Annotated in this window: 20 protein-coding genes; 9 read left to right on the top strand and 11 right to left on the bottom strand. The window is 61.5% G+C overall.

All coding sequences use genetic code 11. The features are described from left to right. Positions 1-473: 473 nt before the first annotated feature. The 4 genes from AAFO90_RS02020 to rpiA all read right to left on the bottom strand — a co-directional run bounded on the left by AAFO90_RS02020 (position 474) and on the right by rpiA (position 4,745). A complete protein-coding gene (locus AAFO90_RS02020) occupies positions 474-1,355 on the bottom strand; it encodes a protease modulator HflC (RefSeq protein ID WP_065270860.1) in 882 nt (293 codons plus the stop codon). Next, positions 1,355-2,506, bottom strand: coding sequence for an FtsH protease activity modulator HflK (hflK, locus tag AAFO90_RS02015; RefSeq protein WP_065270861.1), 1,152 nt, complete (start codon positions 2,504-2,506; stop codon positions 1,355-1,357). The genes AAFO90_RS02020 and hflK overlap by 1 nt, the downstream gene beginning before the upstream one ends. A gap of 79 nt (positions 2,507-2,585) precedes the next feature. Next, positions 2,586-3,941: a glutathione-disulfide reductase gene (gene gor, locus AAFO90_RS02010; RefSeq protein WP_274828290.1), complete on the bottom strand. Its 1,356-nt coding sequence runs from the start codon at positions 3,939-3,941 to the stop codon at positions 2,586-2,588. 15 nt (positions 3,942-3,956) lie between these two features. Next, on the bottom strand, positions 3,957-4,745 hold the full coding sequence (gene rpiA / locus AAFO90_RS02005; protein WP_347508329.1) for a ribose-5-phosphate isomerase RpiA: 789 nt from the start codon (positions 4,743-4,745) through the stop codon (positions 3,957-3,959). A gap of 180 nt (positions 4,746-4,925) precedes the next feature. Between rpiA and AAFO90_RS02000 the strand changes: the two genes are divergently transcribed. Genes AAFO90_RS02000 through AAFO90_RS01990 form a run of 3 tightly spaced genes read left to right on the top strand, consistent with a single transcriptional unit; the run spans position 4,926 to position 7,998 of the window. After that, positions 4,926-5,633, top strand: coding sequence for a glutathione S-transferase family protein (locus AAFO90_RS02000; RefSeq protein ID WP_347508328.1), 708 nt, complete (start codon positions 4,926-4,928; stop codon positions 5,631-5,633). After that, entirely contained in the window at positions 5,634-7,007 is a 1,374-nt protein-coding gene (locus AAFO90_RS01995; RefSeq protein ID WP_347508327.1) for an L-serine ammonia-lyase, read from the top strand. It abuts the gene before it with no gap. A 55-nt stretch (positions 7,008-7,062) separates the two neighbouring features. Next, on the top strand, positions 7,063-7,998 hold the full coding sequence (locus AAFO90_RS01990; RefSeq protein ID WP_347508326.1) for a DMT family transporter: 936 nt from the start codon (positions 7,063-7,065) through the stop codon (positions 7,996-7,998). Here AAFO90_RS01990 and AAFO90_RS01985 read toward each other — a convergent pair. Then, a complete protein-coding gene (locus tag AAFO90_RS01985) occupies positions 7,964-8,635 on the bottom strand; it encodes a thiamine diphosphokinase (RefSeq protein ID WP_065270867.1) in 672 nt (223 codons plus the stop codon). The two genes, AAFO90_RS01990 and AAFO90_RS01985, sit on opposite strands and share 35 nt — an antisense overlap. Positions 8,636-8,774: 139 nt before the next feature. On the opposite strand from AAFO90_RS01985, the gene AAFO90_RS01980 reads away from it, so the two are divergent. Beyond that, positions 8,775-10,934 (top strand): chemotaxis protein CheA, encoded by a 2,160-nt coding sequence (locus AAFO90_RS01980; protein ID WP_347508325.1) that lies wholly within the window; start codon positions 8,775-8,777, stop codon positions 10,932-10,934. A gap of 99 nt (positions 10,935-11,033) precedes the next feature. Here AAFO90_RS01980 and AAFO90_RS01975 read toward each other — a convergent pair whose 3' ends face one another. From AAFO90_RS01975 to nthA, 5 genes are all read right to left on the bottom strand, one after another. Next, the gene (locus tag AAFO90_RS01975; protein ID WP_065270869.1) at positions 11,034-11,273 is read right to left on the bottom strand and encodes a DUF2842 domain-containing protein; all 240 of its coding nucleotides are present in this window, start codon (positions 11,271-11,273) and stop codon (positions 11,034-11,036) included. Further along, positions 11,273-12,586 carry an adenylosuccinate synthase gene (locus tag AAFO90_RS01970; RefSeq protein WP_065270870.1) on the bottom strand — a complete coding sequence of 438 codons (1,314 nt, stop codon included), beginning with the start codon at positions 12,584-12,586 and terminating at the stop codon, positions 11,273-11,275. The genes AAFO90_RS01975 and AAFO90_RS01970 overlap by 1 nt, the downstream gene beginning before the upstream one ends. A 123-nt stretch (positions 12,587-12,709) precedes the next feature. Next, positions 12,710-13,045, bottom strand: coding sequence for a nitrile hydratase accessory protein (locus tag AAFO90_RS01965; protein WP_347508378.1), 336 nt, complete (start codon positions 13,043-13,045; stop codon positions 12,710-12,712). Positions 13,046-13,047: 2 nt separating this feature from the next. Further along, positions 13,048-13,725, bottom strand: a complete 678-nt coding sequence (gene nthB, locus AAFO90_RS01960; RefSeq protein WP_347508324.1) for a nitrile hydratase subunit beta — start codon at positions 13,723-13,725, stop codon at positions 13,048-13,050. Further along, on the bottom strand, positions 13,725-14,345 hold the full coding sequence (nthA, locus tag AAFO90_RS01955; protein WP_347508323.1) for a nitrile hydratase subunit alpha: 621 nt from the start codon (positions 14,343-14,345) through the stop codon (positions 13,725-13,727). Before nthA ends, nthB begins: the two co-directional genes overlap by 1 nt. 215 nt (positions 14,346-14,560) lie before the next feature. Here nthA and secG point away from each other — a divergent pair, with 215 nt between their 5' ends. The 5 genes from secG to AAFO90_RS01930 all read left to right on the top strand — a co-directional run bounded on the left by secG (position 14,561) and on the right by AAFO90_RS01930 (position 18,678). Next, a complete protein-coding gene (gene secG, locus AAFO90_RS01950; RefSeq protein WP_347508322.1) occupies positions 14,561-14,929 on the top strand; it encodes a preprotein translocase subunit SecG in 369 nt (122 codons plus the stop codon). A 161-nt stretch (positions 14,930-15,090) separates the two neighbouring features. Continuing rightward, the gene (locus tag AAFO90_RS01945; RefSeq protein ID WP_065270874.1) at positions 15,091-16,734 is read left to right on the top strand and encodes a CTP synthase; all 1,644 of its coding nucleotides are present in this window, start codon (positions 15,091-15,093) and stop codon (positions 16,732-16,734) included. A gap of 131 nt (positions 16,735-16,865) precedes the next feature. Continuing rightward, positions 16,866-17,198: a DUF1992 domain-containing protein gene (locus tag AAFO90_RS01940; protein ID WP_274828281.1), complete on the top strand. Its 333-nt coding sequence runs from the start codon at positions 16,866-16,868 to the stop codon at positions 17,196-17,198. Between the two features lie 113 nt (positions 17,199-17,311). Next, a complete protein-coding gene (locus tag AAFO90_RS01935) occupies positions 17,312-18,214 on the top strand; it encodes a fructose bisphosphate aldolase (RefSeq protein WP_347508321.1) in 903 nt (300 codons plus the stop codon). 155 nt (positions 18,215-18,369) lie between these two features. Further along, positions 18,370-18,678 (top strand): DUF4389 domain-containing protein, encoded by a 309-nt coding sequence (locus AAFO90_RS01930; protein ID WP_065270877.1) that lies wholly within the window; start codon positions 18,370-18,372, stop codon positions 18,676-18,678. A 115-nt stretch (positions 18,679-18,793) separates the two neighbouring features. Here the strand turns inward: AAFO90_RS01930 and AAFO90_RS01925 are convergent, their stop codons facing one another. Further along, positions 18,794-20,092, bottom strand: a complete 1,299-nt coding sequence (locus AAFO90_RS01925; RefSeq protein WP_347508320.1) for a ferric reductase-like transmembrane domain-containing protein — start codon at positions 20,090-20,092, stop codon at positions 18,794-18,796. Positions 20,093-20,122 lie beyond the last annotated feature (30 nt).

The following is a 20,122-nucleotide window of genomic DNA, read 5'->3' as shown; positions in this document are numbered from 1 at the left end:
CTCCTTGTCATCGCCATTCCGGTTTTTCCTCCTGACCTCTGCCTGCGGTTCCACGCGTGATCGGCAGAAGTACAGGATGGGATTAATGTAGGGACTCTCTCCCTCGCTGCAATGAATGTTGCACGTCTTCGAGGCAAAGTGAAAGCGGTAGAGAACCGGAGCACGCCATTTTCCCCCATTTAATCCGTCACTTAAAGGGCACCAAGAATCCACCAGGATGCCCGGCGCGGCGATCATCACAAGGTTTTGAACAAAATTGCAGGTTTGGTGCAGCTCAGGGTGTTCCTTGCAGCCCCTGCCTTTTCCCGCCTTTTTCCCGCCAGACCAAGACTGGGGAGACACCGACAGCGGACGTCAGCCCGGCTGCCCCTCCAACGCGACGCAAGCCACGCAGAGAAAATGAAAAGGGGGCCGACGCAATGTCGGCCCCCTTTTATTTTTGAAACTCTTCGAAACCCTGTGAAAACAGCGCGTTATCGCGTCGAAACTCCACCGGTCGAGGATTTCAGGTAGTTGAAGAACTCGCTGTCCGGCGACAGAACCATCGAGGAATTGCCGTCCTGCATCGACCGCGCATAGGCGGTGAGGCTACGGTAGAACTCGAAGAACTCCGGATCGCGGCCATAGGCTTCGGCGAAGATCGCGTTGCGCTCCGCATCCGCTTCACCGCGAATGACTTCGGCTTCGCGTTCAGCTTCGGACACCAATTCGACCTCGGTCCGGTCCGCTTGCGCACGCACTCGCTGGGCGGCTTCCTCACCGCGGGCGATCTCGTCGGCGGCCTCTCGCTCACGCTCAGCGCGCATCCGCGCAAAGGTAGCATCGAGGTTCGCCTGCGGCAGGTCGGTACGCTTCAGACGCACGTCGATCACCTCGATCCCGAAACCGCTGGCCTCGCTGATCGCACCGTTGCGGATGCGCAGCATCAGGGCAGCCCGGTCCGAAGACAGGATGTCATTCGAGCTGACGGAGCCCAGCACCTCACGCGTCTGAGCGCGCATGATTTTGTCCAGACGGTTTTCTGCGCCCGGAATGCCGGAGGCACCCACCGCCTCACGGAATTGACGCAGATCGGTGATCCGGTAGCGGGCAAAGGCATCGACCACCAGACGGCGGTCATCCTCGGGCGTGACTTCCAGCGGACCAACCTCAAGGCTGAGGATCCGGTCATCATAGGTGACAACTTCGTCGATCAGCGGCACCTTGAAGGCCAGACCGGGCTGTTCCTGTACCGCGACCACACGGCCAAAGCGCAGCACCAGCGCCTTTTCGCGTTCGTCCACGATGAAGACAGCGGACAGGGCCGCGACAACGGCGATCACCAGAATGGGGAGGATAAACGTAGTCTTTTTCATCACTTGCCCTCCGTCCGGCGCAACTCGTTAAGCGGCAGATAAGGCACCACGCCCTGGCCGCCTTCGCCGACGGACGAGTCGATGATGACCTTGTCCACGTTGCCCAGCACCTCTTCCATGGTCTCCAGATACAGACGCTTGCGGGTCACCTCAGGAGCCTTTTCATATTCGGCAAGAACCGCCGAGAAACGGCTGGCTTCACCGCTGGCCTGGTTGACCACCTGAGCACGATAGGCTTCGGCCTCTTCCAGCGTCTGTGCGGATTGACCCCGTGCGGAGGCCAGTTTCCGGTTGGCATAGGCATCCGCTTGTTTTTCCAGACGGTCACGTTCCTGACCGGCGGACTGCACTTCGCGGAAGGCATCCTTCACAGGCTCTGGCGGATCGGCACCATCAAAGTTGACCCTGACGATGTTCACGCCACTGTCGTAGCTGTCCAGCGTCGACTGGATCAGCTCCTCAAGCCGCGAGGTAATCACACCCCGGTCCCGGTTGAGGATCGGTGCCAGTTCGGACTGGGCAATGATTTCCCGCATAGCGGATTCGGCGACAGCCTGAATCGTGGCCCGCGGATCACGCAGGTTGAACAGGTACTTGTCCGGCTCGTTGATGTTCCAGACGACCTGGAAATCGACGTCGATGATATTCTCATCGCCCGTCAGCATCAGCCCGGCATCAACTCCGCGCGAGCCTGCCCCGATGTTCTCGGTCTGCTCGACCAGAACCGGGATCACCTCGTAGGTGACCAGCGGCCAGGGGGCAAAGTTCAGACCGGGCTGGCCGGTATCCCAGTATTCGCCAAGGAACAGTTCGACAGAGCGTTCTTCGGTCTTGACCGAATAGAAGCTGGCCATGCCCCACAAAACCGCAGCGGCAATCGCGCCAATGGCTACGGTGCCTTTGGTGAACAGCGGCGCACCGCCGCCGGAACCACCGCGACCACCACCACCGGAGCCATCACCGCCCCGGCCGCCCATCAGGACCCGGAATTGCTCCTGGCCTTTCTTGAGCAGCTCGTCGATTTCGGGAATCTGAGGATCCTCGGGGCGACGGCCACCGCCGCCGCCACCGCCGTTGTTATCGCCTCGGTTGCCTCCACCGCCACCGGAAGAGCCTCCGCCCCCCCAGGGACCACCGCTATTTCCCGCCATGTGTCTCCTATCCCTTTGCTGCCGCATGGTTGCGGCACATGTTTTCCTGCGACCTAACCTGTGGTCCGAAACCGATAATTCAAGCGGTCCGGACCGGAGTCTTCATCGTCACAAGCTCTTCGGACATGGTCGGGTGTACCGCCACGGTCCGGTCAAAGTCTTCTTTTGTCGCGCCCATCTTGACCGCAATGCCTGCCAGCTGGATCATCTCGCCTGCGCCGGGTGCGACGATATGGCATCCCAGCACCTTGCGAGTGGCCTGGCTGACGACCAGTTTCATCAGCACCCGCTGGGCGCGCCCGGCAAAGGCCTGCTGCATCGGCTTGAACGATGTCGCATAGACCTCGATCGGCTCCTGCTTGGCTGCGTCTTCCTCGCTCAGACCCACGGTGCCCATTTCAGGCTGGGTAAAGATCGCCGTCGGGATCAGCTCGTGATCCGGGCTGGTCGGGTTGCCATTGAACACGGTTTCGACAAAGGCCATGCCTTCGCGGATCGCCACCGGCGTCAGGTTCACCCGATCGGTCACATCGCCGATCGCATAGACAGACGGCACCCCGGTCTGGCTGTACTCATCGACCAGAATCTCGCCCTTGCGGCCGCGTTCGATGCCAAGACCTTCGAGCCCCAGATCATCGGCATTGGGCGCACGACCGGTGGCATACATCACCTGATCGAACAGCGCCTCGTCGCCATTGGTGGCCTTGACGCGGATCTTGTCGCCCTCGCGGGCCATCTCGATCACATTGGTGCCCAGATGCAGGTTGATCCCAGCCTGGCACATTTCATCGGAGACCAGACCGCGCGCCTCATCGTCGAAGCCGCGCAGGATCTGCGCACCGCGGTAGTATTGCGTGGTTTTCACGCCCAGCCCGTTCATGATGCCGGCAAATTCGCAGGCGATATAGCCGCCGCCGACAATCAGGATGCTCTCGGGCAGTTTATCAAGGTGGAAGATATCGTTTGAGGTGATCGCCAGATCGCTGCCCGGGAATTCCGGCACGATGGGGCGGCCACCGGTGGCGATCAGGATGTGCTTGGCGCTTTTGCGGGTCCCATCGGACAGCTCCACCGTATGGGCGTCGACCAGTTTTGCGCGCGCATCAAAGCTTTCGACACCGCTGTTTTTCAGAAGATTGCGGTAGATCCCTTCGAGCCGGTCCAGCTCCGCTTCCAGCTTGCCCTTGAAGGCATCCCAGTTGAAGGCGCCGGGCTGAATGTCCCAGCCATAGGCCTGTGCATCCTCGACCATGCCAGAGTATTCGCTGGCAAAAACCATCAGTTTCTTGGGCACACAGCCACGGATCACGCAGGTCCCGCCATAGCGGTCTTCCTCGGCCAGGGCGACCTTGGCACCACCGCCAGCCGCCACACGTGCCGCGCGTACGCCGCCGGAGCCACCGCCAATGACAAAGAGATCATAATCAAAACTCATGGAATTTCAGCCTTTTCAGTCCGCCAGATCCGTGAACAGGTTGTCGGTCTCGACAAAGTCGAGCCTGTCCTTCTCCACGGTTCCTTCATTGATATCGCGTGTTTCAACCTCACCATCGCCATAGCCGATGATGACGGTGTCACAAATATCGATAAAGAGTCCGTTTTCAACCACACCGGGGATCTGGTTCAGCACCATGGCAAGCTGTCGGCAATTGCCGATCCGCTTCAGATGCAGGTCCAGAATATAGTTGCCTTCATCGGTCACAAACGGCGCATCACCATTCATCCGCAGCGTTGCCGTGCGCCCCAGAACATCCATAGAAACAAGGGTTTCCTCAATCAGCGCCTGACTGGTCTGCCAACCAAAGGGAATCACCTCTGCCGGAAGCGGGAAAGCCCCCAGTGTTTCCACCTCTTTTCCGGCATCGGCGATAACAACCATTTGATCGGATGCGGTCGCGACGATCTTCTCCTGCAACAGCGCGCCGCCGCCGCCCTTGATCAGGTTGAGGTCGGCGTCAAATTCATCAGCGCCGTCGATGGTCAGGTCGAGCCACTTGGCCTCATCCAGCGAAATCACCCGGATGCCCATTTCACGCGCCAGCTCCGCCGTGCGGGTCGAGGTCGGCACCGCCGTGAAATTCAGCCCCTGTTCGCGCACCATCTCACCAAGGCAGCGCACTAGCCAGGCGGCGGTCGACCCGGTTCCCAGCCCCACGCGCATGCCATCCTCAACCAGATCGGCAGCCCGTTTCGCGGCAACGAATTTTGCCTTGTCGATGGGTGACAGTTCTCCGGCCATAGTAACGGCTCCGTGATAAGGGTTTGATGGCCTTATAAAGAATGTCCCCCGGAAGGGCGAGAAACAATTCCACGGCTTTTGCCATGTATCCTTGGCGGCTGCGGAGCCTTTGGCGTGTTTCCTATTGGAAACGCCGGAAACGGACGTTACCCCTGTGACGAGTATTTCTAAGGTTGCCCCATGACGCCCAGCTACCGCCTTCACTATGCCCCCGACAACGCCTCGCTGGTGATCCGCCTGGCGCTGGAAGAGATGCAGCAACCCTATGAGACGGTTTTGATCGACCGTCGGGGCGGCGCGCTGGACAGCCCGGCCTATCGCAGCCTCAACCCGCAGGGGCTGATCCCGGTGCTCGAAACGCCTGCTGGCACCCTATTTGAGACCGGCGCGATCCTGTTGTGGCTGGCCGACCGCCACGCTGCGCTGCTGCCGATGGCGGATAGTCCGGACCGGGGATGGACGCTGAAGTGGTTGTTCTTTCTGTCCAACACCCTGCATGCTGACCTGCGCATGTTATTCTACCCGCAGAAATACATCGGCGATGATCTGGCGCAGCAGGATACGTTGCACCGTCATCTGAACGACCGCCTCACAACACATCTGACCACGCTGGAGCGCGCAGCAAGCGACGGCGGCATCTGGCTGGCGGCAGAGGATCCTTCGATACTGGACCTCTATCTCGCCTGCCTGATGCGCTGGATGGCGCTGTATCCCATGAGCCGGGATCGCAGCTGGTTCGATCTGGCCGCCTATCCACGCCTCTCTGCCATGCTGCACCGCCTTGAGCAGCGCCCCGCTACGGCTGCCGCCCAGACCGCCGAAGGTCTGGGTCCTGCGCCCTTCACCGCCCCTGTTTACGCAAATCCCCCAGAAGGATCGGCTACCTGAATGTTCCTCTCCGTTTTTGATATGTTCAAAGTGGGCATCGGCCCCTCGTCCTCGCACACCATGGGCCCGATGGTGGCAGCGGCGCGGTTCCTTGACCAGATGCGCGCCTCGCCCTTTGATTTTCACGGGCTGCGCGCCTCGCTGCATGGATCGCTGGCTTTTACCGGCGTCGGCCACGCCAGTGACCGCGCCACCACCCTGGGCCTCGCCGGGTTCCGCCCCGACACCTACGACGACGAAAAGGCCGAAACCGCGCTGGCCCAGATCCGCGAGACCGGTCAGGTCAGCCCCGAGGGGCTGGGCACGCTGGCCTACGATCCGAAGACCGACCTGATCTTCGACTACGATCACACGCTTGAAGGCCACGCCAACGGAATGATCCTGATGGGCACCGATGCGCAGGGCGACGTGATCCTGCAGCAGGTGTTCTACTCTGTCGGCGGTGGCTTTGTCCTGACCGAGGAAGAACTGGCGGCAGGCAAGGCGACGGACGAAGGCGCGCCAGTGCCCTATCCGTTCAAATCCGCCGCCGAGATGCTGGAAATGGCGAAGCGCAGCGGCAAAAGCATCGCCGCGATGAAACGCGCGAACGAGGTCTCCCGCTGCAGTGAGATCAGCCTGAAAGAGGGCACCGCGCGCCTGTGGCAGGTGATGAACGATTGCATCAACCGCGGGCTGGAGCGCGACGGTATCCTGCCCGGTGGTCTCAGCATCCGCCGCCGCGCCAAGGGGATCCACGAGGCGCTGATGGCCGAGCGCGGCATGAACCTGACTGCGCCGCATACGATCAACGACTGGATCAGCGTCTACGCGATTGCCGTCAACGAAGAGAACGCCGCCGGCGGACAGGTGGTGACCGCCCCCACCAATGGCGCAGCCGGGGTACTGCCGGCCGTCATGCGCTATTACCTTGATCACGTCCCTGGCGCATCCGAGCGCAATATCGAAGATTTCCTTCTGACCGCCGCCGCAATCGGCGGGCTGGTAAAATTCAACGCCTCCATCTCGGGCGCCGAAGCGGGCTGCCAAGCCGAAGTGGGCTCCGCTGCCGCGATGGCGGCTGCCGGTCTTTGCGCCGTGATGGGCGGCAACCCCGAACAGGTCGAAAACGCCGCCGAGATCGCGCTGGAACACCACCTGGGCATGACCTGCGATCCCGTCAAAGGTCTGGTGCAGGTGCCTTGTATCGAACGCAACGGTCTGGGCGCGATCAAGGCGGTCTCTGCTGCATCGCTGGCCCTGCGCGGTGACGGGCATCACTTTGTGCCGCTTGATGCGGTGATCGAAACCATGCGGCAGACCGGCGCCGACATGAATGAAAAATACAAGGAAACATCGCTTGGGGGGCTGGCCGTAAACGTGCCAAATTGCTGATCAGGCGGGATTACCTGTCTTGCCCTTCCCGGGACGCCCGCCTAGCGTGCGTTTCATGACCCAAGATCGTCCCCTTCTCGGCATCCTTCTGATGCTTGGCTTTTGCATCCTCGCGCCGCTGGGCGATGCGGTGGCCAAACTGCTTGGCCAGCATATCCCACTGGGAGAGCTGATTTTTGTCCGTTTTGCCGCACAGGTGATTCTGCTGATGCCGCTGGTTTGGGCGGGCGCCCGCATGTGGCGCATGCGCGGGCGTGTGCTGCGGCTGACCTTTTTGCGTACCCTGCTGCATATCGGCGGGATCGGCGCGATGTTTACCGCCCTCAAATACCTGCCGCTGGCGGATGCGGTGGCGATTGCCTTTGTCATGCCCTTTATCATGTTGCTGATCGGCAAGTTCATCCTGCTCGAAGAGGTCGGCCTGCGCCGCATCCTGGCCTGCGTTGTCGGCTTTGCCGGCACCCTCTTGGTGATCCAGCCCAGCTTTGCCGAAGTTGGCCTGCACGCCCTCTGGCCGCTGGCGGTGGCGGTGATCTTTGCCCTGTTCATGATGGTCACCCGGCAGATCGCCAAGGAGACAGATCCGATCAGCCTACAGGCCGTATCCGGCACGATGGCCTGTGTTATGCTGGCGCCGCTGCTGCTGATCGGCGATCCGCTGGGGATCGAGGGTTTGCAGATCGTGGTTCCGGATCTGTGGACCAGCTTTCTGATGCTTGGCATCGGGGTTCTGGGCACCGGCGCGCATCTGCTGATGACCTGGAGCCTGCGCTATGCCCCGGCCGCGACCCTGGCGCCAATGCAGTATCTGGAAATCCCGGTGGCCACCCTGTTCGGCTGGCTGATCTTCATCGAACTGCCGGATGGCCTCGCCGCCCTTGGGATCACCATCACCGTTGCGGCGGGTCTTTACGTCATCCTGCGCGAACAGGCCGTGGCGCGGCAAGCGGCGCAATCTAGCAAGGCGCCGGTGACGCAATCGCCTGCATAAGTGCTGCCAGATAGTGGCGCGGCACGATGCCCAGCAACCCCGGCCCATCCGCTTCGATCCAGACCGGTCCCACGGCGCGGTTGGATGTTCCGATCCGGCTGGTCGGGCACATCTGAAGCCCCTCGATCGGCCAGACCAGCCCACCGGAGCGTCCCGTTACCGGCTGCATCGGGAACAGCGACACCACATCGCCCGCCGCCATCGGCAGGGCAATACGCCGGGTGACGTGAAATACCAGTTCAGTCGCACCGATCAGAATGCAGGGGCTGCGCCCGGGCTGGATCAGCGTGTGAAAGGCCGCCAACTGGTGATCGACGCGCGCCCCAAGGAACCCCGCCCCCAGCACTACCGGCGCTCGGATCGACCGCAGCGCCTTGTCAAAATCGGTGGTGTCCTGCTCTGGAAGATGGAACAGGTTTTCCGCAGGCAAACGGTTTTGTACCGCCTCAGGCAGCGAATCGAAGTCCCCGATTACCGCCTCAGGTACGTGTCCCTGCTCCAGCGCGGCCCCCGCGCCGCCGTCCGCAGCAACGAGCACCGGCGCATGGCGCAACGCCTCATTCAGGTCTTCCAGACCCAGATGACCGCCACCAACCAGGGTTACTGGCGTCATCTCATCAACAATCAGCTTATTCATGCCGGGATTTCTCGCAGATCTGGAAACAGGCCACAATCTAAACACAAAATGATACGATCAATTGCACGGATTCGCGCAGAATTTGACGACCTGATCCATACTATAAACGTCAACGACTTTGGTGAGGACGCGCAGCCCTATGGTACAAAATAACAAAGTTTTGACCGTTTCTTACGGGACATTCTCCTGCACGCTGGAAGGGTTCGAGGACTCCTTTGGCACCATGAAGGCGATTGCAGAGTATTTTCGTGACCTGGCCTCTGACGACCGATATTTCGGTGCCGAACCGCCACAGCCCGACGCAGACATGCTCGCCCGTATTGCGCAGCGGGAGATCGCACGTCAGGTCGAGGCCCGTACCAGCACCGAAGGCATCCATCTGCGCGCCGCCACAGCGCCACAGTCCGCGCCCGCTGCAGACGCAGCGGTTTCTGACGCACCGACTGAAGAAGCGCAGGTTAGAGATACACAGAAAACAGATGTTGAAGACACTGTCGCTCCGATCAGCGAACAGTCAGAGCCGACGGAAAACAGCGCAGCCGAGCCGAGCATCGAAGAATCCCCGGCGCCCGAAGCTTCTGCCGACGAGGCTGCAGAAGAACCCGCGAAAGCAACAGATACTGATGAGGCGGACGGCGATGCCGCCACCCTAGCCGACGAAGAGCAGGCACAGCCCCCGGCTCCTGACGCGGACAAGATCGCCGCCATCTCGGCCGCTGCCGCTGCCCATGACAGTGAAGTCGCTGAAGCTGTAGAAGACGAACATTCGAAGCCCGCGAAAGCAGCTGAAGACGAAAGCGCCGAAGCGGAAATCGCAGAGCCGAAAGCGCCGAAGCGTGACGCCGCCGCCGCCGAAAGCATCGCCGCCAAACTGCGCCGGATCCGTGCCGTGGTCTCCCAGACCCCACAAGAGGATTTCTCCGAAGACGAACACGCCGAAAGCATCCTGTCAGAGGCCGCAAGCGACATCTCCGAAGCCCTGGCCGAGGACGCGGCCGCAGAGGAAGCCAAAGTCGACGAAGACACTTCGGAGGATGACGAGATCTCCCGTGTTCTGGCTCAGCTGGGCAAAGGCAACGCCGAAGCGGAGGACAGCGTAGCGGATCAGCCCGTTGTAGAGGCAGCGGTTGAAGCTGAACCTGCGCCCGAGACAGCCCCGGAACAGGAACCCGCGCAGCCAGAGGCACAGGCTGAACCGGAACAGGCTGAACCAGCCGCCGAACCCGAACAAGCCGAGCCGGAAACGGCTGAGGAGCCGCGCCGTCCGATGCGCGCCCGTGTTATCAAAGTCAAACGGGCCGATCTTGAACAGGTTGTCGCCACAGGGGCCCTGACAAACCTTTCCGACAGCGCCGAGTACGAGCCTGCCACTGCCTCCGCAACCCCTGGCGTCGACAGCAGCCTGTCGGACGAGGATGAAGCCGATCTGATGCGCGAACTGGCAGAGGTCGAGGCCGAACTCCTCGCCGCCTCGCAAGAGACCGAAGAAGACCGGCAGGAAGAGCAAAAAGCCCAAACCGCGACGGCAGGAGAAAGCACCGAAGCGGCAGCGGCCGCAGAGGATGTTGCCAGGAAACGCCCGGCAGCCCCTGCCGCAGATTTCCCCGACAGCGATGTATCGCGGCTGATGGATGCAGCAGATGCCAAGCTGGACGCGCCGGAAACCGCCTCTTCGCGCGAAACCTACGGCCATCTGCGCGCCGCAGTGGCAGCAGCCGAGGCAGATCGCACTGCCGGTGGCAGCACAGGTAGCGAAAACAGTGAAGACGCCTACCGTCAGGATCTGGCCAGCGTGGTTAAACCGCGTCGGCCGGTGCCGACCGGTGCCCGCAGCGCGCGCGAACGCAGCAATGCGTCCCGTCCCGCGCCTTTGAAACTGGTGGCGGAGCAGCGCATCGATCCCTCCCCCGCGGCCGAGGACAACGCCAGCAGCACGCCGCAAGCCACGCGCCCCGTGCGCCCGCGTCGGATTTCGGTGCTGAAGGATGAAGGCTCTGCCTCGGATGCCACTGCAGCAGATTTCGCGGCCTATGCCGCAGAGCGCGGCGCGGTCGAGCTGCAGGATCTGCTGGAGGCTGCAGCCGCTTATATGAGCTTTGTCGAAGGCCGCGATCACTTCTCCCGCCCGCAGCTGATGAACAAGGTGCGCGATGCAGGCGCTGCCGAATTCAATCGCGAAGACGGGCTGCGCTCCTTTGGGCAGTTGCTGCGGGAAGGCAAGATCGAGCGATCCGAAAACGGCCGCTTTGCCGCAACCGAGGAAACCGGCTTCCGCCCGGCCAAACGGGCCGTTGGCTAATCCGACGCGGTAGGGGTTTGCACCCAAACCATCCAAACGAAAAGGCGGGCCGAACAGCCCGCCTTTTTTGCATTTGGATATGCCCTTACCGGACCGGGTCTATTCTTCCGGTGGCTGATCCGGGTCGGCCTGGCCGATCCCCCGGAACACGAACTTGAACGGCAGCGCCCAGGCGATGCCCAGCACCGCGTAGACCAGCAGTTCAACCACCACCGGCGGTCGGTTCAGCAGGTTGAGGATGGTCACCGCGATGACGATATAAAGCGGCATGCCAATCAGTAGCAGCACCAGCGCCCAGCGACGGCGGGCCTTGTAGCTGAGACGGGGTTTATCCGCCATCAGTCAGCAAACGGGTCCGTCACCAGAATGGTGTCGTCCCGCTCCGGGCTGGTGGACAGAAGCGCGACCGGGCATTCGATCAGCTCTTCCACGCGTTTCACGTACTTGATGGCATTGGCAGGCAGGTCGTTCCAGCTGCGCGCGCCTTCGGTGGATTCGGACCAGCCGGGCATTTCCTCGTATATCGGCGTGCAGCGGGCCTGCTGGTCTGCCGCAGTCGGCAGGTAATCCAGACGTTCTCCGTCCAGATCGTAGCCGGTGCAGATCTTCAGCGTCTCAAACCCATCCAGAACGTCCAGCTTGGTCAGCGAAATACCGTTGATGCCAGAGGTGGCACAGGTCTGGCGCACCAGACAGGCATCGAACCAGCCACAGCGGCGTTGACGGCCGGTAGTGGTGCCGAATTCATGCCCGCGGGTGCCAAGGCGTTCACCATCCGCATCGGGTTTGCCATCGGCGCCCAGCAGTTCGGTCGGGAACGGGCCTTCCCCCACGCGGGTGGTATAGGCTTTGACGATGCCCAGAACATAGTCGATGGACCCAGGCCCGATACCGACACCCGTTGCCGCTTGACCCGCAATCACATTGGAGGAGGTCACAAAGGGATAAGTGCCGAAATCGATATCCAGCAGCGCGCCTTGGGCTCCTTCAAAGAGGATCCGCTTTCCGGCCTTGCGCTTTTCGTTGAGAACCTTCCAGACCGGCGCCGCATAGGGCAGGATCTTGGGAGCGATCTCTTTCAGCTGCGCGATCAACGCATCGCGGTCGATCGGGTCGACGCCAAGCCCCTTACGCAGCGGATCGTGATGCTGCAGCGCGCGGTCCACACGGGCCTCCAGCGTGGCTTCGTCTGCCAGGTCGGCAACGCGGATGGCACGGCGGCCAACCTTGTCTTCGTATGCCGGGCCAATGCCACGACCGGTGGTACCGATCTTGGTGCCCTTGCTGGCGGCTTCTTCGCGGGCGCGATCCAACTCACCATGCAGCGGCAGGATCAGCGGCGTGTTTTCGGCGATCATCAGCGTCTCGGGCGTGATATCGACGCCCTGTTCCCGTACGGTTTCGATCTCCTTGATCAGGTGCCAGGGATCAAGAACCACGCCGTTGCCGATGACCGACAGCTTGCCACCACGCACAACACCAGAGGGCAGCGCGTGCAGCTTGTAGACCTTGCTGTCGATGACCAGCGTATGGCCGGCGTTATGGCCGCCCTGAAAGCGCGCGATCACATCGGCGCGCTCGCTCAGCCAGTCCACGATCTTGCCTTTTCCCTCGTCGCCCCACTGGGCGCCGACTACGACGACATTGGCCATATCCGGTCCTTTATAGCTGTCTGGTTCAAACCCGGGCCGGTATAGCGGTGCCGCAGGCCCAGTAAAACCGCAAATTCGCCGCAGCAGCGGGTCGGCGCCGTGATTCTTGCAGGTTACCCCGTGTTATCCGTCCTGCAGGACCACCGGATGCCCATGCGGAGTTTCCAGATAGGCCTGTTTCCACCCTTCGCGGGTGGTTACGACCTCCTCGGCGAGGGCGACGCCGTCCTCTGCTAGAATCGCCTCCAGGGTTTCAAGCCAGGCGGTGAAGTAGTCATCGCCGCCGTTGAGGTCTCGCGACACGCCATGCCGGGCCAGGGTGGCCGAGAACCGCGAAACCCAGTCGGCCCAGGTGAAACGACCGCTTTCATTGAGATGCACCGTCAGCGCAAAGGCCTGCGCGTGCCAGGGCTGCTCAAACGCCGGTTCCGGGGCATCATCAGGACGACATATGTTCATGGTCATACAGCCTCCAGATAGCTTTGCCACAGGTCCAGAACCACCTCATCCGCCGGGTCTTCCGGATGGCTCCACAATTCCCCCGCCGGGAAAACGACCGCATAAAGTGGCTCCGGCGCCTCACCCAGACCGTGGGCAGCGCTGTCTGGCAGCACGTGGGTTCCTTGCAGGCGTAGAATGCGGCCCGTCGCGCCGGTGGCATAGGCAGGCAGCCGTGTGTGGCCGCCATCGACCAACCTGCTGCCACCGGGATGGCGCGTGCGCACGCTCTGGCCTTCGCTGAAAACCGGCTCCGGTCCGCCGGTACGGGTAGCCGGATCGCCCTTGGCCAGCATCGCGGCCACGGCGTCGGCAGAAAGTTTTCGATCGGCCAGCGGGTGTGGGCCATCACCTCCCTGCCCGGCCAGATCATCCTCGCTAAGGACCCCCTTCTGGACCAGAAGATCCGCGAGCGCGGCAAGCCAGATTTCATAGTAGGAAAACCGGGTGTAATCGAGCGGCGCCAGTTTTTCGCGGGCATGGCGGGAGGTATCGATATTCCATTGTCCCAGGGCGCCACAGGCCAGCGTCACCGCCAGCGCGCGGGCATGCCATTCTGCGGCGAAGACCGGCGCATTCGGCCCCTCCGGCCGTACCGGCCCGTCACCAAAGCGTCCGCCCATATCATGCAGTCGGGTCATCAGGGTGCCCCAGGCGTTTGCGGCAGGCCGGTGCCCACCATGCTGTCGCGGGTCACAAGCGCAGCAAGCGCATCTTCGTCCAGTCCTTCACTGCCCTCGGGACGCATTGGAAGGACCAGATAACGGACCTCGGCGGTGGAATCCCAGACCCGCACCCGGGTGCCTTCAGGCAGAGTCACGCCAAATTCAGAGAGCACCGCACGTGGCGCCCGCACGGCGCGGGCGCGGTAGGCATCCGATTTATACCAGCCCGGCGGGATTCCCAAAAGCGGCCACGGATAGCAACTGCACAGGGTGCAGACGACCATATTATGTTGCTCGGGTGTGTTTTCGACCACCACCATGTGTTCTCCCTGACGGCCATAATAGCCGAGTTCGGACAACACCGGGTCCGCATCCGCCAGCAGCGCTGCCTTGAAGGCGGGATCGCTCCAGGCGCGGGCGACCACGCGGGCGCCATTCTGCGGACCCACCTTGGTCTGATAGGTGTCGATGATCTCATCGAGTGCAGCCGGGTCAATAAGCCCCTTGCGGGTCAGAATCGTTTCAAGCGCCTTGACCCGCAGGGCGGGATCGGGCGGCAGCAAAGCATGCGGGTGGTCAGAATGATCATGTGGCATAGTCAAACAGTGCCCCCCGGGCGCCAATTCTGTCCAGTCACAAATACCGGAAATTCCGCAGAAGGGCGCGAAAACAGGGCGCTTCCCGCGTCCGGTTCTGTTTCATTTGACACATTCGGGCGCGACAGAATGCGGCCCGGCCAACTCGGCCCTTGCCCCTGTCTGCATTCTTCCCTATTTACCGCCCGATACTGAGCCAACCGCCGCAGGGACCCATGGAAAACGTTGTACTGATCATCCATCTTCTTCTGGCTCTGGGCCTGATTGCTGTCGTTCTGCTGCAACGGTCCGAAGGCGGCGGCCTTGGCATGGGCGGCGGTGGCGGTGGCGGCGCAATGACCGGCCGCGCTGCTGCGACGGCGCTGAGCAAAGTGACCTGGATCCTCGCAGCGGCCTTCATCGTTACCTCGATCACCCTGACCGTTCTGGCGGCCCAGAAATCCGCAGGTTCTTCGGTTGCTGACCGCATCGTTGCACCCGCTGGCAATGACGGCGCAGAGACGGCACCGGCGGCGCCCCTTGGCAGCGACCTGCTGCCGCCGGCAGAAGGCGACAACGCACCGCTGGTACCCAGCGCCGACTAACCTACTACAGCTAGAAAATAAAATGGGGACCGTAACAGCATCTTGCGGTTCCCTTGCGCTTATTGCGCGAATCCTTTATACGTAAAGTCCCGTGATGCTGCGGTTTTTACAGGCCGCCGGGCAGCTGAAATCTGACTTCTCACGGGGGCAGCCGAACACTCATGGCGCGATTTATTTTTATCACTGGTGGCGTTGTTTCATCGCTTGGCAAAGGGCTGGCATCTGCAGCCCTTGGCGCATTGTTGCAGGCACGCGGCTACTCCGTTCGCCTACGCAAGCTGGATCCGTATCTGAACGTCGATCCCGGCACGATGAGCCCCTTTGAACACGGCGAGGTCTTCGTCACCGACGATGGCGCAGAAACCGACCTCGACCTTGGTCACTACGAGCGGTTCACTGGCGTACCGGCGCGCAAGACCGACTCGATTTCATCGGGCCGCATCTACACCAACGTGCTGGAGAAGGAGCGCCGCGGCGACTACCTCGGCAAGACCATTCAGGTGATCCCGCACGTCACCAACGAGATCAAGGACTTCATCTCGATCGGCGAAGACGAGGTCGATTTCATGCTTTGTGAGATCGGCGGCACCGTGGGGGACATCGAAGGCCTGCCCTTCTTCGAAGCAATCCGTCAGTTCAGCCAGGACAAACCGCGCGGTCAGTGTATCTTCATGCACCTGACCCTGCTGCCCTATATCAAGGCATCGGGCGAGCTGAAAACCAAGCCAACCCAGCACTCGGTGAAGGAACTGCGCTCCATCGGTCTGGCGCCTGACATTCTCGTCTGCCGCTCCGAAGGCCCTATTCCGAAGAAAGAGCGCGAGAAGCTCGCATTGTTCTGCAACGTGCGCCCCGACAGCGTCATCGCCGCGCAGGATCTGAAATCCATCTACGAGGCGCCGCTGGCCTACCACCGCGAGGGCATGGATCAGGCGGTTCTGGATGCCTTTGGCATTGCCCCGGCCCCAAAACCCAATCTGATGCGCTGGGACGATGTGGCCGACCGCATCTACAACCCCGAAGGCGAAGTGAAGGTCGCCATCGTGGGCAAATACACCCAGCTGGAAGACGCTTATAAGTCCATCGCCGAGGCCCTGACCCACGGCGGCATGGCCAACCGCGTCAAGGTCAAGATCGAATGGGTCGACGCCGAACTGTTCGACCGTGAGGACGCCACGCCGCACCTGCAGGGGTTCCACGCGATTCTGGTACCCGGCGGGTTTGGCGAACGCGGAACCGAAGGCAAGATCAAGGCGGCCCAATATGCACGCGAGCATAATGTTCCCTATCTGGGGATCTGCCTCGGCATGCAGATGGCGGTAATCGAGGCCGCCCGCAATGTGGCCGGGATCACCGAGGCCGGTTCTGAGGAATTCGACCACGAGGCAGGCAAGAAACGGTTTGAACCCGTCGTCTACCACCTCAAGGAATGGGTACAGGGCAACCACAAGGTCAGCCGCAAGGCCGATGACGACAAGGGTGGCACCATGCGTCTGGGCGCCTATGATGCCACGCTGGCCGAAGGCTCCAAAGTGGCCGAAGTCTATGGCAGCACCCACATCGAGGAACGTCACCGCCACCGCTATGAGGTGGACATCAAATACAAGGACCAGCTGGAAGCCTGCGGGCTGAAATTCTCCGGCATGTCGCCGGATGGCCGCCTGCCGGAAATCGTGGAATGGTCCGACCATCCCTGGTTCATCGGCGTGCAGTTCCACCCGGAACTGAAATCCAAACCCTTTGCGCCGCATCCCCTGTTCAAGGACTTCGTGCGCGCGGCCAAGGAAACCTCGCGTCTGGTTTAAAACCAGAGTGACAAACCAAATTCAGCAAACGGCAGACCTAAACGTCTGCCGTTTTGCATTTCACCCTGCACAGTCGCCGCGACACTATACCGTTCTTGCAACTGGCTGCGGTCCACCCCATTCTGCCACTCATGATACGGGCCTTTCGCAAACTCATCGAAGATCAGATCCGCTCGGCCAATGCCCGGGGGCAGCTCTCGGGGCTTGAGGGCGAAGGCAAACCCCTACCCGACCGCACCGGACAGGAACTGGTTGATCCCGGTTTAGCGGCGGGATTGCGGGTGATGGCCGAGGCAGGCGCGGTTCCCGAAGAATTCACGCTCAAGAAAGAACTCGACGCAGCCCGGGCGGAATACGCCACACTGACCGATGCAGAGGAGCGCCGCGCAGCCATGGCCCGTATCGCGGATCTGGAACTGCGCTGGGGCATGGCGCGGGATGCGCGTAAATCCTTCTTCCGTTAGCGCAATCGCTCACACTGTTAGCGCAACCGTATGACAGGCCAGTTGTTTCTGTTCACGGGCACGGTATAGACGGTTGGAAATAGTCCAACAGATATTCGCGGAGATCCCGACCCATGGCGCAAGAGACGTCCACCAAGCAGGAACAGTTTGACCGTATTGCAAAGGGCAAGGGCTTCATCGCCGCATTGGATCAGTCGGGCGGCTCCACCCCCAAGGCGCTGGCGCTTTATGGTGTGATGGAAGACGCCTATTCGAACGATGATGAGATGTTTGGCGAGATCCAGAAAATGCGCGCCCGGATCATCACCGCGCCGGATTTCAACAGCGACAAGATCCTTGGCGCGATCCTGTTCGAAAAGACGATGGACAATGCAATTGATGGCATTCAGGTCCCCACCTACCTGTGGGAAAAATGCGGCGTAGTGCCCTTTCTGAAGGTGGACAAGGGGCTGGCCGACGAACAGGACGGCGCCCAGATGATGAAACCGATGCCCGATCTGGATGCGCTTCTGGCACGGGCCGTTGCGGCGGGGATCTTTGGCACAAAGATGCGCTCGGTCATCAAGGAAGCCAATGCAACCGGCATCAAGAACGTGGTCGCCCAGCAGTTCGAAGTGGGCAAGCAGATCGCCGCCGCCGGACTGGTTCCGATCATCGAACCCGAGGTCGACATCCACTCCGCGACCAAAGCCGAAGCCGAAACCATCCTGAAGACCGAGCTGAAAGCCGCGCTAGACGCCCTGCCGAGCGGCACCAAGGTTGCGCTGAAGCTGACCATCCCGAATGAAGCCGGTCTTTATGATGATCTGGCCGACCACCCCGAGGTGGTGCGCGTTGTTGCCCTGTCCGGCGGCTACAGCACCGACGATGCCTGCGCGAAACTGTCCCAGAACCCCAAGATGATCGCCTCCTTCAGCCGCGCGCTGACCGAAGGTCTGAACGTGTCGATGAGCGATGCGGAGTATAATGCCGCCCTTGGCGCGAATATTTCCAAGATCTATGACGCGTCGCTGTAAGGCGCGCTAGCAGCAAAAGATCCGGGCCGCGTCTGATATCAGGCGCGGCCTTTTCCTTTTGTCCCGGATGTGAAATCCTGTTTCTAGTATTGCAGCTCCGGGCAACAGCCACGGGCATGATGATTTGCAGCAGGAACCACCCAGCGGGATTTACGATGGCACAGAGTGACGACGACAAGATTGATGGCCGTCTGCACGGCGAACAATTTGAACCCGAGGGCGAGGATGGCCTGCTGACACGGCTGATCTACATGCTGATCATCGCCGTCCTGATCTCACTGGCGCAGACGGTGCTGGGCGTGGTGACTGTCATTCAGTTCGTGGTAATGTTGCTCAACAACAAGCAGCCAAACGAACGGCTGGCGGAGTTCGGCACGGACCTTGGCATATGGGTCGCAAAGGCGGCGCGCTATCAGACCGCCGCCAGTAAGGTCAAACCCTGGCCCTGGACGGATCTGGACTGACAAGGGCGCTCCACCCTATCGCAGGACAAAGACCAGCAGCGCCAACAGGGTCACAATGACCACCGCCCGGATCGCCAGAGCCACCCGGCGCCGCATTGGTCGGTTTCGCAGGAACTCAGCCATAGTCGAACCTTTCTGACAGGATCCGGCCAGATGAAACGCCACGTGCGATCAGGTGATCCTCGACCGTATCCATCATGATCGGCGGCCCGCAGAGGACGAACAGCCACTCTGCAAACTCATCATCCGTGAAACTCCCATCCAACAGGTCTGGGCCGATCATCCCGGTCTCCTCCTGCCAGCCCACAGGAGGCTCTGACAGTACCAGAATCGTATCCTCACGCGGCAGGTCCTCCCGGAACACGATCTGCTCTTCTAGGCGGTTGCCATAGATCAGCCGGACCCGGCGGGGATCCCCGGTCAGACGCAGCTGGTTCAGAATGCTCAGCATCGGCGCAATACCAACGCCACCCGCGATCAATGCGATCCCCGGCTCTGACCGCCCCTCAACCGACATGCTGCCATAGGGACCATCCAGATAGGCGCGCATACCCGGCTTCACCTGGTCCAGAGAACCGGTGAAATCGCCAAGCTCCTTGATCACGAAAGACACCTCTGCCCCCGCAGCCGGGGCGGAACTGATCGAAAACGGGTTTTCATCAAGCGAGAAGGCCGAGTGACCAATGTTCAGCCAGGCAAACTGCCCGGCCTTGTAGCGCAGCCCATCGTGCCCTTCCGGCCTTAAGGTCAGGCCCCATTGCCGGGGCGTCAGGCGTTTGATCTTGGCCACCCGCCAGGGCCGCGCCCGCAGCGGCTCAACCACATAGACCCAGACCAGCGACCCCACCGCCACGGCGGTCATCCCACCCCAGAGCCAGACCGTCGCAGGGTCAGCGCTGTAGCGCCCCGCCGCCAGAGCATGATGCAGCAAGGCACCGGCGATCAGCACCGCGCCAACCCCGTGCATCAGGCGCCAGGTCTCGTACTTGTAATCCAGCTGCGTGCGAAAGGCAGCCAACGCCACCAGTGCGGGCAGCAGCAGGAAGGCGACAATCCCGGTCGACAGGGCGGAAAAATCGGTCGTCACGGTCAAAACCCGCGTCGGATCCCAGGGCCGTTGCCCGCCGACAAGGCTGCCGCCGTAGAAAAACGGATGCAGCAGCGCAAACACCAGCGCCACCCGCGCCATGACCTGATGAAACCGCATGGTCACATCCATACCGATCTCGGACGACACCCGCCTGAACCGGCCAGACAAGACGAATTCGGCCAGGATCATGGCATAGGCGAGCATCCCCAGCCCGGTGCCCAGTTCAGCCCCGAAAGAGCGCGGCGGTCCCCCGAAGATCGCAGAGACCACAAGCGGCGATATGACCACAGCAACGTAAAGCAGTATGAGAAATAGCGATTTCATAGGCCTTGTCTGATCGGTTTCCCTCCCGGC

It is taken from the genome of Phaeobacter sp. CAU 1743 (assembly GCF_039839315.1).
Lineage (GTDB): Bacteria > Pseudomonadota > Alphaproteobacteria > Rhodobacterales > Rhodobacteraceae > Phycobacter > Phycobacter gallaeciensis_A.
This window is presented reverse-complemented; position numbering and strand designations above follow the sequence as displayed.

Coding starts and splice junctions, on each gene's coding strand:
- secG (WP_347508322.1), top strand. CDS start 14,561: ATGGAAAACGTTGTACTGATCATCCATCTTCTTCTGGCTCTGGGCCTG.
- AAFO90_RS01935 (WP_347508321.1), top strand. CDS start 17,312: ATGGCGCAAGAGACGTCCACCAAGCAGGAACAGTTTGACCGTATTGCA.
- AAFO90_RS01965 (WP_347508378.1), bottom strand. CDS start 13,045: ATGAACATATGTCGTCCTGATGATGCCCCGGAACCGGCGTTTGAGCAG.
- AAFO90_RS01980 (WP_347508325.1), top strand. CDS start 8,775: ATGGTACAAAATAACAAAGTTTTGACCGTTTCTTACGGGACATTCTCC.
- AAFO90_RS01970 (WP_065270870.1), bottom strand. CDS start 12,586: ATGGCCAATGTCGTCGTAGTCGGCGCCCAGTGGGGCGACGAGGGAAAA.
- AAFO90_RS01995 (WP_347508327.1), top strand. CDS start 5,634: ATGTTCCTCTCCGTTTTTGATATGTTCAAAGTGGGCATCGGCCCCTCG.
- AAFO90_RS02020 (WP_065270860.1), bottom strand. CDS start 1,355: ATGAAAAAGACTACGTTTATCCTCCCCATTCTGGTGATCGCCGTTGTC.
- AAFO90_RS02000 (WP_347508328.1), top strand. CDS start 4,926: ATGACGCCCAGCTACCGCCTTCACTATGCCCCCGACAACGCCTCGCTG.
- AAFO90_RS01975 (WP_065270869.1), bottom strand. CDS start 11,273: ATGGCGGATAAACCCCGTCTCAGCTACAAGGCCCGCCGTCGCTGGGCG.
- nthA (WP_347508323.1), bottom strand. CDS start 14,345: ATGCCACATGATCATTCTGACCACCCGCATGCTTTGCTGCCGCCCGAT.
- AAFO90_RS01985 (WP_065270867.1), bottom strand. CDS start 8,635: ATGAATAAGCTGATTGTTGATGAGATGACGCCAGTAACCCTGGTTGGT.
- hflK (WP_065270861.1), bottom strand. CDS start 2,506: ATGGCGGGAAATAGCGGTGGTCCCTGGGGGGGCGGAGGCTCTTCCGGT.
- AAFO90_RS01945 (WP_065270874.1), top strand. CDS start 15,091: ATGGCGCGATTTATTTTTATCACTGGTGGCGTTGTTTCATCGCTTGGC.
- nthB (WP_347508324.1), bottom strand. CDS start 13,725: ATGACCCGACTGCATGATATGGGCGGACGCTTTGGTGACGGGCCGGTA.
- AAFO90_RS01930 (WP_065270877.1), top strand. CDS start 18,370: ATGGCACAGAGTGACGACGACAAGATTGATGGCCGTCTGCACGGCGAA.
- AAFO90_RS01990 (WP_347508326.1), top strand. CDS start 7,063: ATGACCCAAGATCGTCCCCTTCTCGGCATCCTTCTGATGCTTGGCTTT.
- rpiA (WP_347508329.1), bottom strand. CDS start 4,745: ATGGCCGGAGAACTGTCACCCATCGACAAGGCAAAATTCGTTGCCGCG.
- gor (WP_274828290.1), bottom strand. CDS start 3,941: ATGAGTTTTGATTATGATCTCTTTGTCATTGGCGGTGGCTCCGGCGGC.
- AAFO90_RS01940 (WP_274828281.1), top strand. CDS start 16,866: ATGATACGGGCCTTTCGCAAACTCATCGAAGATCAGATCCGCTCGGCC.
- AAFO90_RS01925 (WP_347508320.1), bottom strand. CDS start 20,092: ATGAAATCGCTATTTCTCATACTGCTTTACGTTGCTGTGGTCATATCG.